Source organism: Azoarcus sp. DD4 (assembly GCF_006496635.1).
Lineage (GTDB): Bacteria > Pseudomonadota > Gammaproteobacteria > Burkholderiales > Rhodocyclaceae > Azoarcus.
Genome location: NZ_CP022958.1, coordinates 3,671,685 through 3,686,159, shown reverse-complemented (window position 1 = coordinate 3,686,159; position 14,475 = coordinate 3,671,685). Strand labels below are relative to the sequence as shown.

Annotated in this window: 15 protein-coding genes; 13 read left to right on the top strand and 2 right to left on the bottom strand. The window is 63.4% G+C overall.

Annotated features, from left to right (window positions below):
- On the top strand, positions 1 to 627 hold the full coding sequence (locus CJ010_RS16945; protein ID WP_141019137.1) for a hypothetical protein: 627 nt from the start codon (positions 1 to 3) through the stop codon (positions 625 to 627).
- An 89-nt stretch (positions 628 to 716) separates the two neighbouring features.
- Entirely contained in the window at positions 717 to 1,091 is a 375-nt protein-coding gene (locus tag CJ010_RS16940; RefSeq protein ID WP_141019136.1) for a hypothetical protein, read from the top strand.
- A gap of 80 nt (positions 1,092 to 1,171) precedes the next feature.
- Here the strand turns inward: CJ010_RS16940 and tam are convergent, their stop codons facing one another.
- Entirely contained in the window at positions 1,172 to 1,933 is a 762-nt protein-coding gene (gene tam, locus CJ010_RS16935; RefSeq protein ID WP_141019135.1) for a trans-aconitate 2-methyltransferase, read from the bottom strand.
- Between the two features lie 146 nt (positions 1,934 to 2,079).
- On the opposite strand from tam, the gene CJ010_RS16930 reads away from it, so the two are divergent.
- The 6 genes from CJ010_RS16930 (at position 2,080) to CJ010_RS16905 (ending at position 9,522) form a co-directional block, all read left to right on the top strand.
- Complete coding sequence (locus tag CJ010_RS16930) at positions 2,080 to 2,541, top strand: hypothetical protein (protein WP_141019134.1); 462 nt, start codon at positions 2,080 to 2,082, stop codon at positions 2,539 to 2,541.
- Positions 2,542 to 2,551: 10 nt separating this feature from the next.
- Positions 2,552 to 2,908 carry a DUF2149 domain-containing protein gene (locus tag CJ010_RS16925; RefSeq protein ID WP_141019133.1) on the top strand — a complete coding sequence of 119 codons (357 nt, stop codon included), beginning with the start codon at positions 2,552 to 2,554 and terminating at the stop codon, positions 2,906 to 2,908.
- Positions 2,905 to 6,924 carry a cobaltochelatase subunit CobN gene (cobN, locus tag CJ010_RS16920; RefSeq protein WP_141019132.1) on the top strand — a complete coding sequence of 1,340 codons (4,020 nt, stop codon included), beginning with the start codon at positions 2,905 to 2,907 and terminating at the stop codon, positions 6,922 to 6,924. Before CJ010_RS16925 ends, cobN begins: the two co-directional genes overlap by 4 nt.
- A 436-nt stretch (positions 6,925 to 7,360) precedes the next feature.
- Entirely contained in the window at positions 7,361 to 7,948 is a 588-nt protein-coding gene (locus tag CJ010_RS16915) for a lasso peptide biosynthesis protein (RefSeq protein ID WP_141019131.1), read from the top strand.
- 102 nt (positions 7,949 to 8,050) lie between these two features.
- Entirely contained in the window at positions 8,051 to 8,992 is a 942-nt protein-coding gene (locus CJ010_RS16910) for a hypothetical protein (protein WP_141019130.1), read from the top strand.
- Positions 8,992 to 9,522, top strand: a complete 531-nt coding sequence (locus tag CJ010_RS16905; protein ID WP_141019129.1) for a restriction endonuclease — start codon at positions 8,992 to 8,994, stop codon at positions 9,520 to 9,522. Before CJ010_RS16910 ends, CJ010_RS16905 begins: the two co-directional genes overlap by 1 nt.
- A 401-nt stretch (positions 9,523 to 9,923) precedes the next feature.
- Here CJ010_RS16905 and CJ010_RS16900 read toward each other — a convergent pair whose 3' ends face one another.
- Positions 9,924 to 10,940: an IS110 family transposase gene (locus CJ010_RS16900; protein ID WP_141020742.1), complete on the bottom strand. Its 1,017-nt coding sequence runs from the start codon at positions 10,938 to 10,940 to the stop codon at positions 9,924 to 9,926.
- Between the two features lie 133 nt (positions 10,941 to 11,073).
- On the opposite strand from CJ010_RS16900, the gene CJ010_RS16895 reads away from it, so the two are divergent.
- The 5 genes from CJ010_RS16895 (at position 11,074) to CJ010_RS16875 (ending at position 14,418) form a co-directional block, all read left to right on the top strand.
- A complete protein-coding gene (locus tag CJ010_RS16895; protein WP_141019128.1) occupies positions 11,074 to 12,078 on the top strand; it encodes a DUF4917 family protein in 1,005 nt (334 codons plus the stop codon).
- A gap of 75 nt (positions 12,079 to 12,153) precedes the next feature.
- On the top strand, positions 12,154 to 12,510 hold the full coding sequence (locus CJ010_RS16890; RefSeq protein ID WP_141018295.1) for a transposase: 357 nt from the start codon (positions 12,154 to 12,156) through the stop codon (positions 12,508 to 12,510).
- A gap of 5 nt (positions 12,511 to 12,515) precedes the next feature.
- Positions 12,516 to 12,899 (top strand): IS3 family transposase, encoded by a 384-nt coding sequence (locus tag CJ010_RS16885; protein WP_141019127.1) that lies wholly within the window; start codon positions 12,516 to 12,518, stop codon positions 12,897 to 12,899.
- A gap of 40 nt (positions 12,900 to 12,939) precedes the next feature.
- On the top strand, positions 12,940 to 13,974 hold the full coding sequence (locus tag CJ010_RS16880; RefSeq protein ID WP_141017523.1) for an IS630 family transposase: 1,035 nt from the start codon (positions 12,940 to 12,942) through the stop codon (positions 13,972 to 13,974).
- Between the two features lie 36 nt (positions 13,975 to 14,010).
- Complete coding sequence (locus CJ010_RS16875; RefSeq protein WP_141019126.1) at positions 14,011 to 14,418, top strand: integrase core domain-containing protein; 408 nt, start codon at positions 14,011 to 14,013, stop codon at positions 14,416 to 14,418.
- Positions 14,419 to 14,475: the final 57 nt, after the last annotated feature.

The window sequence follows — 14,475 nt, the reverse complement described above, 5'->3', positions numbered from 1 at the left end:
ATGCCTTCAACCTCAATTGTCTTCGCCGGCGACCAGGTCGCGCTCATCGTGCGCGGCAAGAACTCCCACCGCCACGACCCCGGAGTACTCGAACAGCATGCCGACTGCGTGCTTTCCAACGGCGCGCCCGTCGGCTTCTTCGGCAAGGGCAACGCCGGCAGCAGCGGCAATGCCTCGTCCGGCATCGGCGGCTCCAGCCGCTGGAGCGCCGGTTCGTCCAACTCGTCCGGCGTCGGCATGACCGGCGTGGTCTACGACTTCGCCGGCCTGTCGCGCGCCCGCGGCAACTATGTGGATGCCCGCATCGCGCGCGGTACCGGCACCGTCTCCACGGTGCTGCTGGTGCAGGTGTCGGCGGCCGAGGCGGCCGCCTTCGACAAGGCCTGGGCCGACATGATGGCCGACCCCGGCATGTTCAACATCGTCGGCTGGAACTGCGCCACCCACGCGTCGCAGGCCTTCCGCAAGGCGGGTATCCTGTCGGCGGGCATTCCCGGCCTGGATACGCCGGACAATCTCTACAAGCAGATCTGCATCGAAAAGGCCGGCAAGGTGTCGGCCGCCTACGGCTACGTCGGCTTCTCGGCTTTCGGTGCCGGTTACATGATGACGGTGGAGGACGTGTGAGCCTGCGCAAGAAGTCGGTCGTGGCACTGTGTGCCGCCCTGTCCCTGCTCGCCGTTCCGCCTGCTGCAATCTCCGGAGGTTTCTTACCGATGTCTGCTCAAACCGTCGAATTCAAGTGGGAATGGCCGGCCGGCCGTCCGGTCGGTACCCGCATCCTGGTCAAGGTAGGCAAGGTGGCCAAGGCGTCCAAGGGCTTCTTCGGCATCGGCGCCTCGCCGTCGCTGGCCGACGCGCTGCCCGACGCGACCGACGTTACCGCCACGGTGCTCGCCGGCCCGGCGGCGCTGGTCGGCAAGTCGGTGTTGCTGCGCCTGCCCGGCATGGAGGCGGCCAAACTCAAGGCCGGCGAGCTGGCCGGCTTCGGCCTGATCGAGGACGGCGGGCTGTGCATCTGCGTGGCCGCCGCGCCCAGCCAGGATGCGGCTGCCGCGGGCAACTGGCTGGCCGGCTGGACCTGCCAGTAGCTTTGCTGATCCCATTGCAAGGCCCGCGCGCCAGCCAGGTGCGCGGGCCTTTGTCTTTCTGCCGTCGGGCGTGACGCCGCTCAGCGGGTGACGATCATGAACAGCCGCGGAAACGGGAACAGCCGCCGGCCGTCGCTGCGCACCGGATAGGCGTCGTCAATGGCGGCAAGGTAAGCGGCGAGATAGGCGTCCCGCTCGTCCTCGTGCAGGGCCTCGAGGTAGGGCCGCAGGCCGGTGCCGCGCACCCACTCGACGATGGCTTGCGCGTCGGCGAGCACGTGCTGGTAGGTGGTCTGCCACAGGTCGATGCGGCCGGCGTGCGGCGCCAGCAGGTCGTAGTACCAGGCGGGGCCGGCCACCGGCGCGATCGCGCGCGCCCCGGCGACGCGTTCCGCCCACGGCCCCGGTGTTTCGCGCATCAGGCGATGGCTGGGTTCGTCGAAGTTGCACGGCATCTGGATCGCCAGCACGCCACCGTGACGGACCTGCTGCAGCAAGGCCGGCAGCAGGCGGGCGTGGTCCGGCAGCCACTGCATCACCGCGTTGGCGAACAGCAGATCCACCGGCGCTTGCGGCCGCCAGGTTCGCAAGTCGGCTTCCACCCATTCCAGCTGCGGCAGGTCGCGGCGGGCGGTGCGCAGCATCTCGGCCGAGCTGTCCACCCCGACGATGCGCGCCTGCGGCCAGCGCTCCGCCAGCAGCGCGGTGGAATTGCCCGGCCCGCAGCCGAGGTCGACGATGTGCTGCGCCGCGTCCAGCGGCACGCGGGCAAGCAGGTCGCGCGCGGCGCGGGTGCGTTCGTCGGCAAACTTGAGGTACTGCTGGTCGTCCCAGGTGGGCATGGCGATCCCCGGTCTATGGCGTGCAGGGGAATCTTAGCCGCAGCGGCGCCGGCAGCGACATTCCCATGACGCGCTTCGGGTTTCCGCATCGGGCGGCGGCGGGTATCCTCTGCGCCGCTTTGAACGGTGTGGAAAGGACTTCCCCGATGTGGCTCGAGAGTGGTTTCGCGCAGATTGCGCAATTGTTGCTGTGGCCGGTGCTGCTGCTGGTGGGCGCCGGCTTCGTCTATTCGCTATGGCTGCTCGGCGGGCTGGGCATGGAGGCCCTCCAGCGCAGCCGCGGCTTCGTGCAGCTGCATAACGACGTCAAGTTCAGCATGGACGAGATCGAGCTGCAGGTGATGCGCCGGCTGGAGCCGACCCGGCTGCTGTCGCGCATCAGCCCGCTGCTTGGCCTGATCGCCACCATGGTGCCGCTCGGCCCCGCGCTGCAGAGCGTGGCCGCGGGCGAGGGCCAGCAGGCGCTGGCGGTGTTCAGCGGCGCCTTTGCCGGCGTGGTGCTGGCGCTAGCCGCGGCAGCGATCGGCCTGGTGGTGTATTCGGTGCGCCGGCGCTGGCTGCTGACCGAACTCGTCGCCCTGCGCCGCGCACGCGGGCTGCTGTCGTGAAGGTGCTCAGATGACGCACAAGCACCTCTCCATCCTCGGCGAGGACGACGACGACCCGATGCTGTCGGCGGTGAATCTGGTCGACGTCTTCCTGGTGCTGGTGGTGGCGCTGCTTACCGCGGTGGCGCTGCAGAAGCAGAAGGAGGCCGACGAGGACGTCACCATCATCCGCAACGCCGGCAAGCCGGACATGGAGATCGTGGTGCGCAAGGACGGCCACGAGGTCAAATACCGCGGCAACGGCGGCAGCAGCGACGGGCAGGGCGTGCGCGCCGGCGTCGCCTACAAGATGAAGGACGGCAGCATCATCTACGTGCCGGAGGCCGAAGCCTCCGCCGCCACCGCCCCGGCGGAAGCCGACCAATGACGCGCCTCGCCCGCCTGTGGCGCGCCGCGCTGGCGTGCGCGCTGCTGTGCCTGTGCGGCCTTGCCCAGGCGCGGCCGACGCTGCTGTGGATCAACGCCGACATCACCCCGGCGGCGCGGGTGGCGCTGGTCGCGCGCGAAGCCGGGGCGGCGGACTTCAACTTCCGCAAGCTGGAGTACCGGCTGCAGGGCGGGCCGCTGTCGGCCGCGCAGCAGGCCGAACTGGAACAGGCGCTGGCCGGCGCGCAGCGGGTGTGGATCGACGCGCCGCACGCCACCGCCGAAGCGCGCCTGCGCCCTCTGCTGGCCGAACCGCTCGGCCGCCATGCCGCGCGGCTGGGCGAAGCCGGCGTGCTGTGGATCACCGCCGGCGAGCCCGCCGCGGGGGACAGCAGCCTGCGCGCCTACCTCCAGGCCGGCGGCCCGGCCAATACCCGCAACGCCTTCGCGCTGGCGCGCGCGCAACTGGCCGGCACCGCCGCGCCCGCGGTGCCGCCGCCGGCACTGGTGCCGCAGGGCGGCATCCATCACCCGGATGCGCCGGCGCTGTTCGCCAACGCCCAGGCCTTCGCCGGCTGGGCAGCCGCCAGCAAACCGGCGCGGCCGGCGGTGGCGCTGTTGCTGCATCGCTATCACTTCGTCCAGGGTAACACCGCCTGGCTGGACGACTGGCTGCGCCGCTTCGAGCGCCAGGGCATCACCGCCTACGCGGTGTTCAGTTCCCACCTCAGCGACAAGCCGCTCGCCGACCTGCTCGAAGTGCCCGGCGCCGACGGCGCGCGCACGCTGCATCCGCGCCTCATCGTCACCCACACCCTGCTGCCGCAGGGCGCCACGCTGCAGCCGGTGTTCGAGCGCTGGGGCGTGCCGGTGCTCGCCACCCAGCCCTACCGCCAGGGCGACACCGCCGCCTGGGAGGCCAGCCCCACCGGCCTCGGCCAGGGCGACGTCGCCTACTACTTCGCCCAGCCGGAAGCGGCCGGCACCATCGACCCGGTGCTGGTCGTGGCTCATCCGCCGGGCGGCGCCGAGCCGCAGCTGATCGCCCGCCAGGCCGATGCGGTGGTGGCGAAGGCGGCGCGGCTGATCCGCCTGCGAACCACGCCCGCCGCCGCCAAGCGACTGGTGGCGATGGTCTACAACTACCCGCCGGGCGGCGGCAACTTCGGCGCCTCCTTCCTCAACGTGCCGCGCAGCCTCGAAAACGTCAGCGGCGAACTGCAACGCGCCGGTTACGCGGTCACGCCGCTGCCCGAGGCCGACTGGATCCGCCGCCTGCAGCCGCTGATCGGCGCCTACTACCCCAACGCCGACCTGCGCGCGCTGCTCGCCAGCGACCAGGCCGCCGCGCTGCCGCTGGCCGACTACCAGGCTTGGTTCGACCGGCTGCCGCAGGACCTGCGCCGGATGATTTCCGCGCGCTGGGGCGAACCCGCCGAAAGCCGCTACCTCGTCGAATGGCAGGGCCGGCGGGTGTTCGTGATTCCGCGGGTGCGGGCCGGCGCGCTCGACGTGCTGCCGCAGCCGCCGCGCGAAGAGACCCTGCGCCAGGGGCAGGACCCCTTCATGCACAAGAGCAAGACGCCGATCTCGCACCACTACCTCGCCACCTACCTGTGGGCGCAGCAAGCCGACGCGCTGATCCACTTCGGCACCCACGGCACCCAGGAATGGGCGCCGGGCAAGCTGCGCGGGCTGGATGTGCACGACCAGGCTTGGCTACCGCTGGGCGACCTGCCGGTGATCTACCCCTACATCGTCGACAACCTCGGCGAAGCCACCACCGCCAAGCGCCGCGGGCGCGCGCTGATGATCAGCCACCGCACGCCGGGCTTCTCGCCGGCCGGCTTCAACAAACGCATGGGCCACATGCACGAGCTGATGCACGAATGGGAAACCGCCGACGTCGGCCCCACTCGCAGCGCGCTCGAACAGCAGCTGATCGCGGTCTTCGTCGAGCAGCAACTGCACCGGGACCTCGGCTGGACGGCCGAACGCATCGCCGCCGACTTCGCCGGCTTCCTCGAACTGCTGCACCCCTACCTCGACCGCCTCGCGCAAAGCTCGCAGCCCAAGGGCCTAGCGGTGTTCGGCCGCGTGCCGGATGCCGCCGACCGCCACCAGACCATCCTGCAGATGCTGCGCGAACCGCTGATCGAAGCGCTCGGCGAGGACATCGACGAAGCCTTCCTGATCGACCACGAAGGCGTCGCCCGCTCGCGCCCCTCGCGCTGGCTGGAGGTGGCGCTGCAGGATACAGATGCCGCCAGCCGGCTAGACCTGCGCCCGCCCGAGCCCGAAGGCCCGGTGCCCAACCGCGCCGCGCGCAAGGCCATCGACAGCGATGCCCTGCGCGGACTCGCGCTGCGCGCGCAGGAGATGGAGCGCCGGCTCGCCATCGAAGGCGAAATCCCCGGCCTGCTCGCCGCGCTCGATGGCCGCTTCGTGCCCGCGGCCTACGGCGGCGATCCGCTGCGCAACCCGGACAGCGTGCCCACCGGCCGCAATCTCACCGGCCTGGACCCGAGCCGCCTGCCGACGCGGCAGGCCTACGACGTCGCCCGCAAGCTGTTTGCCGCCTGGTACGCCGAACAGGCCGCCGCCGGCCGCGCGCCGCAGCGCTTTGCCTTGTCGCTGTGGGCGGGCGAAACCCTGCGCCACCAGGGCGTGATGGAAGCGCAGGCGCTGGTGGCGCTCGGCGTCGAGCCGGTGTGGGACGCCAACGGCCGCCCCAACGGCGTGCGCGTGCTGCCGCAAGCCGAACTCGGCCGCCCGCGTGTCGACGTGCTGCTGAGCATCACCGGCTCCTACCGCGACCAGTTCCCGGCGCTGATGAACCTGATCGACCAGGGTGTTGCCGCCGCGGCCAGCGCCGAGCCGGACAACGCCGTCGCCCGTAACACCCGCACGGTGCAGGCGGAACTGCGCAAGGCCGGTATCGGCGATGCCGACGCCGCCGCGCTGGCGCAGGCCCGCGTCTTCGGCAATGCCGCCGGCGACTACGGCACCGGCGTGGCCGACGCGGTGCAGAGCAACGGCCTCAAGGCCGGCGACGAGCGCCTCGGCGAACTCTTCCTGCAGCGCATGAGCCAGCCCTATGTGAATGGCGAACCGATGGCGCTGTCCCGCCCGGACGCCGCGGCCGAGGCGCTCGGCGCCCACCTGCGCCACACCGACGCCGCGCTGATGTCGCGCACCTCGCACCTCTACGCGATGGTCAGCTCCGACGACCCCTTCCAGTACCTCGGCGGCCTCGCTGCCGCCGCCCGCAGCGCCGGCAAGCGCGAGGCGCTGGAACTGCACGTCAGCCAACTGCAGGACGGCGCCCAGGCCTTCACCGAAACCGCCTCGCGCAGCATCGCGCTGGAAATGCAGAGCCGCTACCTCCACCCCGGCTGGCTGAAAGCCCAGCGGGAGGAAGGCTGGGCCGGCACGCTGCAGGTGCTGAAGGCGGTGCAATACAGCTTCGGCTGGCAGAACACCGCGCCCGACACTGTGCGGCCGGATCACTGGCAGAGCTTCCACGACGTACTGGTGCGCGACCGCCACCAACTCGGCCTGCCCGAATGGCTGCGCCAGAACCCGCAGGCCTACGCCCAGGCGCTGGAACGCCTGATCCAGGCCGACCGCCTCGGCTACTGGAAGCCGGACGCGGAAACGCGCAAGGAACTCGCCGGGCTTTACCGCGAATTGAGCCGCGAAGCGCCGCTAGGCAATGAACTGGCGGCGGTGCGGCAATGGGCGGCGGATCAATTGCCGCAGCCGGTGGTGCAGCAGGCGAGGGCAGCGCAATCGCAACCGGCACCGCCGGTGCAGTCCGAGCAGAAACCGGCGGCGGTTGAGCCGGCGCCGATGCAGCGCGGGGTGAAGCTGGAGGCGGTGCCGGAGGCACCGAAGCCGGTGAAGGCGGCGCCGTCGAATCCGCTCGGCATGACGCTGGCGGTACTGGCGATGACACTTGTGCTCGCGGCGGGTGCCGTCTCGCAGGGCAGGGCGGGGCGGACTGCCGCGACCTGATCGAAGCATTTCCTCGGGGGCGGCGTCGCCGCCCCATCCATCATCAGTCCGGGGCTGCTGTGGGCAGCCTCCGGCCTTGAATCTGGCTGGTGAGCCTCCCCTCTACGCCTCACTGGGCCCCGCGTGCAGTCATCCTCCCTGCATACGGAAACATCCTGAAATACATATTGCCGTTCGGCCATCAAGCTGTAATGCTTATGCCGATGCAGTTTTTCGTGCTGCTCGCTCGGCCTGTGGATCGAAGGAGGCTGCGATGGCGGAGATGCGGGTGCGCTCGGTGCGGGGTTTGTCGGGTCGTTTATACGGGTTCATGAGCCGGTGACTTGATGAAAGATCAGATAAGTCAATTGCTTAATGCTGCGGGGTTCGGCCGGATATACCGCAGCCTTCAGAACGAGTCCGCAGAATTGCGGGCTAAAACACGTTAGAGAACAACATGCTCCTCCGTTCATGGCTATCGAAAGCTCAGCAATTAACGCCCAACTCTCAAAGTGGAAAGGCCGTTACGAATGTATTCAGCGCAGCGTTGAAATGGATTTACACGAACGAATACAGAGGTGGGTGTCACGATACTTCTGCGGCAATCTATATTTTGCTATCTGAGTGTGGCCTAGCTCCCGTACTGTGCATCGGCGAAGTCAAATATGCCCCGTACTATTTCGATCACTCCTGGATTGAGGTAGGCAATAAGATTTACGACGCCGCAGTTTGTATGCCAAATACGTCCGGGGTTCCAAGTGCCCCTGTGTTTGCATCAATTGATCTGGAAACCGGCGACAGAACCGAACTCATTTACGGCTTAGCATCACCGAACGGATATGACGAAGAAGCCAAAATGGTCTCATTAATGACTCTCGGTGAGTATTCCCTCTTCCATTCTGACGATCCCAATAAGGTTTGGAATCTCACAAAAATTCTAGGTAAAGAGGCAGGGATGAAAGTCAATGTGGCAAAGATTCGGGAAAAATACTCCCACGTTCGTAGGCTTGAACGGCATGACGCAGGTCACGACGCTGTTCTCTAACCCTGCGTTCGAGGCGACCTGCGCGAAAAGCCGCGCAGGCGCCTCAACTCCACGTTATGCCTTTCGCCCACTCCCTCCCGCACACGTTCTGGAATCTAGCAAATGAAGAGAATTGGTCTGCTTACTGATCACTGGGGATCGAGCTCGGTTCGGGGAGCTCTGGAAAGCATTGGACGGATGGATGGATACCGTCTTGAAACCATCGAGGACTTCCGTAGCGTCGAATCCATTGCCCAAGCAGTTTGGGGATTACTGAACTTAGTGGATGTGGTCGTTGCATACATCACAAAGGATTCGCGGAATATCTACTACGAGATTGGGTTGGCACATGGTCTAGGAAAGCCAGTAATCGTCTTGGTTGAAGGCGCCACATCGTTGTCCGGAGACTTAATCGGTCAGCGGGTAATTTCCGTCGACTCGAATAAGTACTCTTCCGAAAACCTTGCCTTCCGGATCAAAGAGGCCATAGACGAAACTGAGCGTAGAGGTCGCGCATTCACGGGGTATCGGGGGCCACGCGAGGATACAGGGCACTACCCCCCATCTGGATTTGATGCATCTTCTATAGCCGATTTCAGGTCACTTTTTTCGTTCGAGGGGGCTGCGAGAGGTGTTCGCTTTGAACGATGGCTCTCAGATGTTGCACGCGCTGTGCCGGGATGGGAAGTAATCGAATCTGAGAGATCGCGCGGGCGCGACCAAGGATTCGACTTGGTGATCTGGAATTCTCGTGATGACTTCGAGCTAAATGCATTGGGCAACCCCATCGCAATCGAATTGAAGTCAATTCGGGCGATGAGTGCGTCAATGCTCGGCGATTTTCTTAATCGTGCTCGGAAGAGCGGGTTGAAAGCCGTAGTACTTGCTACCACTGGAATCAATGACGCGCGAACACAAAAGATGCTCAGCCGCCTCCGCAAGGAAGAGGGCATCAATGCAATCGCCTTGGATCGCGACGACCTAATTCAGGTGAGTCGTCCAGAAGATCTCCTGATGCTATTTAAGCAGAAGGTGCGTGAACTCCTCTACGAAGGGGAGTTCTGATGTTCGATCCTGTACAGCTCGCCGCGCATATTGCTAGCGTAGATGCGGCCACAACAAATCAAGCAAAAGGTGCAAGCTTCGAAACTCTAGCGATGTACCTATTTGAACATCTCGATGGAGTCGAGGTTACTGAGCACGATATCCGTATGCCTTCGGAAGAGATCGATATCGTGCTGTGGAACGCACAAAGGGAGGAAGTTCTCCGTCCTTGGGAAGCTGTGATACTCGTTGAGTGTAAGAACTGGAGTGCAAACGTCGGAGCGCCACAGCTTGATAGTTTCATTGGCAAACTCAGAAGGCGAAGTCTAAAAACCGGAATATTTGTTGCGGCCATGGGGGTTGCCGGAGGATTTGTCCAAGGCGATGCTAACGAACCGGGAGCGGCAGGGATAATACGTAGCGCTCTTCAAGAGGGTATCCGCGTAATCGTAATCACACTGGCGGATATCCGCACGCTCACGTCTCTTGACGACATCCGCGATCTGATTAAGAAGCGATACTGCGGCTTATATGTCCACAAGGTGCTATAGGCATAACCTGGCAGTCGAGCGGACCTGCGCAAAAAGCCGCGCAGGCCGCTCACTTCTACTACAAGGGCTTCCCCATTAGTCAAGCAATAGCGCCCCCCTGCCCACGTAGCGGGCATTGATCCTCGTCTTTCGATACGACAGCACCGGGCAAGCAGCAAAGTGCGCAGAAACAACAAGGTGCGGACTGGCTAAACTACAAACGGTCATCGTTGCAGCCGTCGTTTGGCTGCGGACCCTGATGAAGGACGCACGCGGGGGACCCATTCGTTAGCCGGCACTCGTATGGCTGCCCTTGAATTAATCGGTCACTCCCCGCGCAGGTCCAGACCTGTTGTCATCAACGCTTGCCGTCACGCGGCGGTCAAATCGGTTCGTTCTGGTCGATGGGCTGCCGGGAGGGTTCAAGTCGGCAGTGCAAAGGCTTCGCCTCGTCGCAATACCGCCCACGCCATGCGCGCGTTCTTCGCGGCAATGGCGACCACCGCTTTCCAGTAGCCGCGTCGCTGCTCTACGGCCAGGGCCCAGCGGCTCAAGCCGTCCGTCTTGTTGCGGGCTGCGGCCAGCACGGCTCGGGCGCCCATGACGAGCAGGCTGCGCAGGTAGGCGTCGCCCGCCTTGGTGATGCGCCCGAGGCGGGCCTTGCCGCCAGAGCTGTACTGACCGGGGACCAGGCCGAGCCAAGCGGCGAACTGGCGGCCGCACTCGAAGTCGTGACCGTTGCCGATCAAGGCGACCAGGCAGGTGGCGGTGGTCTCGCCCACGCCGCTCAGCCGGGTCAGGCGCTGCGCCCGGATGTCCTGGCGGGCGATCTGGCGGATATGGCGGTCGTACTGCGCGATACGTTCATCGAGCCGATCGACTTCACCGAGTAGATCCCCGATGACCATGTTGGCCCAGCCGGGCAGATCTTCCAGGCACTGGCCGGCACGTCGACGGACGGTGGCCGCCTTGAGCGGCAGCACGATACCCAACTCGGCCAGCAGGCCGCGGATGCGGTTTATGGTGGCCGTGCGCTGCTCGACGAACCCCTGGCGGGCACGGTGCACCATCAGCTGAGATTGCTGGTCGAGCGTTTTGATTGGCACAAAGCGCATGTGCGGTCGTTGCACGGCCTCGCAGATCGCTGCGGCATCGGCCGCGTCGTTCTTGCTGCGCCGCCCGCTCATCCGGTAAGGCGTGACGAACTTCGGTGCGATCAGGCGCACCGTATGCCCTGCTGCCTGAAATAGCCGGGCCCAATGATGCGCGCCCGAGCATGCTTCCATGCCGATCACGCATGGCGGCAGCGTTGCGATGAGTTCATGCAGCTTCTCGCGCGGCACCGCCGGGCGCACCAATTCGGCGCGGCCAGCCTCATCCACGCCATGCACAGCGAATACACTCTTGGCGAGATCGATCCCAACGGTCAGAATGCTCATGGACTTTCCCCTCTCGGACAGATTGATGAGATTTCGCACTTCCCATCGTGGCACTCGCGTGCCAAGGGCCGCAATGCGGCAAGACCGGGACGGGGAAGTCCCTTTCATTCGTTAGGCCTCAGAGGAATACATAGTGCCTGATCACCAACTTGATCCCCATTTGTTGCCGTGGGAAGAGATTCACGGCGAAGCATGGAAATCTCTTCTGTTAGGTAATGGGTTCAGTATCAATATCTGGCAGAAGTTTGGGTACACAAGCTTGTTTGATGTAGCCAAGAGTGCGGACATTGAGCCGTCGCTTGATGCAAAAAGCATTGCCCTTTTTACAAAGCTCGGCTCTAGCAACTTCGAGGACGTGCTGCGAGTGCTTTATCATGCACGCCTCGTGGATGAGCAGCTGGGGTCACCGCAACAGGCTTCCATTGAGGCCCTCTACAACAACACGAAGAATGCGCTTGCCGCTGCAGTCAATTTCTCGCATGTTCCTCATGGATTTGGTGGATTGCCCGCGATAAATTCTGCACTGCGTGGTTTTGGTAATGTATTTACCACAAACTATGACTTGATTCCCTACTGGGCAATCATGCAAGAAGAAGTTTGGCGATTCAAAGACTTATTTTGGGGTGCCGAAAATACATTTGATCCCGGCAATACGGCGGTCAACGCGGATCGATGCGTGATATCCTATTTGCACGGCGCAATTCATTTGGTTGAGTTGCCCAACGGGAAAACGAAAAAATTGGTCGCAAATGCCGCCAATTCTCTTTCTGAGCTTTTCGATTTGGCGCATCCAGAATATTTTCCGCTATTTATATCTGAAGGCTCATCCGAGAGGAAGTTAAGCCGAATTAAGCGGAATGACTATTTAAGGTTCGCCTTCGAAAAATTCCAGTCGATGGATGGCAACCTTGTTGTACTGGGGCATTCACTGCACAAGGACTACGACCAACATTTGATAGACGCGCTACGCGATGGCGATCTGAATTCAATTGCCATTGGGGTTTGGCCACATCAGAGCCCGGAGCAAATTCTTCTTTTCAAATCTCGCATCCTCGCGGACATAATGGATAAGAAGGTCTACTTCTTTGACAGCACGACCCATCCACTAGGCAGCGTGGAGTTGCGGCATGAGGCCTAACCGGTCGCTCGACCCGACGTGATAGTTCCTACGGTTTTGTGGACACTCTGAACCAACCATTCAGGAGTGTTTGCGATGGGAAAGCCAGGTCCGAGAACGGTCTATCGATATAGTGCGAATTTCAAGGCAACCGCTGTGCGGCTAAGTCGGTTGCCTGGGGTGATGGTGAGTGACGTTGCTGCGTCGTTGTGCATTCATCCGTTTATGCTGTCGAAGTGGCGTAAGCAAGCGCGCGAGGGGCTTATCCTGACCAAGGAGATCGACATCGATAAGGATGTGGCGGCCGAGCTCAAGGAATTGCGTAAGCTCAAGAAGGATTTCGAGCGTCTGAAGCTGGAGCATGAACTTTTAAAAAAAGCCATCGCGTTCACTTCCGCTCGAAAGGGGACGTCTTCGCCTTCATCGAGCACTGCCAGGAAACGTTCCCGGTGAGAATCATGTGCCGCATCCTGAACGTCAGCCCATCTGGCTACTACGCATGGCGTCAGCGCCCGCTCAGTGCCCGAGCGGCAGAGGACGCTCGCCTGCTTGAACAGATCGAATCGGCCCATCGGGCGAGTCGGGAAACCTATGGCAGCCCGCGGGTGCATGCCGCCTTGAAAGCTCAAGGTGAAGCAGTCGGCAAGCGACGCGTCGAGCGCTTGATGCGTGAGCACGGTGTGCGGGCTTGTTCTGCCAAGCTCTATCGACGTATGCCTGGTCTTACCCAGTTCTTCGATAGCGTCGAGAGCAAAGCACATCAGGTCAAGGAGGAACGTCCAGATCAGGTCTGGGTCGGCGATGTGACTTACCTGAAGGTCAAGGATCAGTGGCGTTACTAACATTCTCGTAAGTATTGTCACAGCATGAGACAATACGCGCATGAAATGCAAACGGAACTCGGACGGTCGGGCCATCGACCATCACTCGCTTCAGGTCATGCGCCAACAGGCCATCAAGGCGGTTCGCGAAGGGCAGACAGCACAAAGCGTAGCGGCCGCCTTCGGCGTGAACGTGCGCAGTGTCTTTCGGTGGCTGGCCGACTTTGCGAGCGGCGGACAGAACGCGCTGCTTGCCAAGCCGATTCCGGGGCGCCCCTCGAAGGTGAGCGCCGAGGAGATGCGCTGGCTCGCTCAGGCAGTGCGGGAGAACACGCCGCTGCAGTACAAGTTCGAGTTCGGGCTGTGGACGCTGTCGCTGATTCGCGCGCTGATCAAGCGGCAGTTCGGCAAGGAGCTGTCGATCGCCACGGTCAGCCGGCTCATGAAGATGCTCGGATTCAGCGCCCAGAAGCCGCTCTACCAAGCATGGCAGCAGGATGCCGCGCTGGTGCGCCAATGGGAGTCGGAAACCTATCCGGCGATTCGTGCCAAAGCGCGTGCGGCGGGCGCGACGATCTACTTTGCCGACGAATCGGGGATTCGCTCCGACTACCACACCGGCACCACGTGGGCCCCGCGTGGGCAGACGCCGGTCGTCGAGGTCACCGGCCGGCGCTTCTCGCTGAACATGATTTCGGCGGTGAGCCCGCAAGGCGAGTTTCGCTTCATGCTTCACGAAGGCTCGGTCACCGCTACGGTATTCCGGGAGTTCCTCAAGCGACTGATGATCGGCGCCACCAAGCCCGTCTTCGTCATTGTCGATGGACACCCCATTCACAAGGCGAAGCTGGTTCGCGCCTACGTCGAGAGCCTGAAGGGGCAGCTCGAGCTCTTCTACCTGCCGCCGTACTCGCCCCAACTGAACCCCGACGAACAGGTCTGGGCGCACGTGAAGCGCCAGGTCTCGAAGCGCCTGGTGCAGGACAAGGACGAAATGAAGCGGCTGGCGCTGGGCGCGCTGCGCCGGATTCAACGCCTGCCGAACCTGGTCAAATCGTTCTTCCGCCAGCCGGAGTGTCAATATGCCCTTGCCTGACATTACTTTTTAGAAAGTTAGTATCTGGCCACCGTGATGGATCGCCATTCCCGCCGCCTGATCGGCTGGTCACTCGGTTCAGAGAAGACTGCAGCGCTGACCCGGAGAGCACTGGCGTCCGCGGTGCGGACGCGCAGGCCGCAACCGGGCGTTCTTTTCCATAGCGATCGCGGTGTCGAATTTCTGGCAGCCGATTTCAAGCGCTGTCTGCAGCGTGCGGGTATCGATCAATCCGTTAATCGGCCCCGGCGCATGACGGACAATGCGCACATGGAGTCTTGGAACAAGACCATGAAATCCGATATGTATCACCGCTACCGTTTCAATTCCGACTACGAACTGCAGCGCGCCATTCGCGATTACGTGGATTTCTACAATCATCGGCGACTACACTCAGCACTCGGCTATCGGTCGCCTGCAGATTTCGAGCGTCAATTCACATGACTAGCGGGTGTCCACTTTTTCGCAGGAACTCTCCGTCTCTCGGCAAGCCTCGGTCCG

What these genes read in the sequence shown, in the direction of transcription:
- CJ010_RS16925 (WP_141019133.1), top strand. Translation starts at nt 2,552, where the DNA reads ATGACGCACAAGCACCTCTCCATCCTCGGCGAGGACGACGACGACCCG.
- CJ010_RS16880 (WP_141017523.1), top strand. Translation starts at nt 12,940, where the DNA reads ATGAAATGCAAACGGAACTCGGACGGTCGGGCCATCGACCATCACTCG.
- CJ010_RS16915 (WP_141019131.1), top strand. Translation starts at nt 7,361, where the DNA reads ATGCTCCTCCGTTCATGGCTATCGAAAGCTCAGCAATTAACGCCCAAC.
- CJ010_RS16940 (WP_141019136.1), top strand. Translation starts at nt 717, where the DNA reads ATGTCTGCTCAAACCGTCGAATTCAAGTGGGAATGGCCGGCCGGCCGT.
- CJ010_RS16910 (WP_141019130.1), top strand. Translation starts at nt 8,051, where the DNA reads ATGAAGAGAATTGGTCTGCTTACTGATCACTGGGGATCGAGCTCGGTT.
- cobN (WP_141019132.1), top strand. Translation starts at nt 2,905, where the DNA reads ATGACGCGCCTCGCCCGCCTGTGGCGCGCCGCGCTGGCGTGCGCGCTG.
- tam (WP_141019135.1), bottom strand. Translation starts at nt 1,933, where the DNA reads ATGCCCACCTGGGACGACCAGCAGTACCTCAAGTTTGCCGACGAACGC.
- CJ010_RS16890 (WP_141018295.1), top strand. Translation starts at nt 12,154, where the DNA reads ATGGGAAAGCCAGGTCCGAGAACGGTCTATCGATATAGTGCGAATTTC.
- CJ010_RS16930 (WP_141019134.1), top strand. Translation starts at nt 2,080, where the DNA reads ATGTGGCTCGAGAGTGGTTTCGCGCAGATTGCGCAATTGTTGCTGTGG.
- CJ010_RS16875 (WP_141019126.1), top strand. Translation starts at nt 14,011, where the DNA reads ATGGATCGCCATTCCCGCCGCCTGATCGGCTGGTCACTCGGTTCAGAG.
- CJ010_RS16945 (WP_141019137.1), top strand. Translation starts at nt 1, where the DNA reads ATGCCTTCAACCTCAATTGTCTTCGCCGGCGACCAGGTCGCGCTCATC.
- CJ010_RS16885 (WP_141019127.1), top strand. Translation starts at nt 12,516, where the DNA reads ATGTGCCGCATCCTGAACGTCAGCCCATCTGGCTACTACGCATGGCGT.
- CJ010_RS16900 (WP_141020742.1), bottom strand. Translation starts at nt 10,940, where the DNA reads ATGAGCATTCTGACCGTTGGGATCGATCTCGCCAAGAGTGTATTCGCT.
- CJ010_RS16905 (WP_141019129.1), top strand. Translation starts at nt 8,992, where the DNA reads ATGTTCGATCCTGTACAGCTCGCCGCGCATATTGCTAGCGTAGATGCG.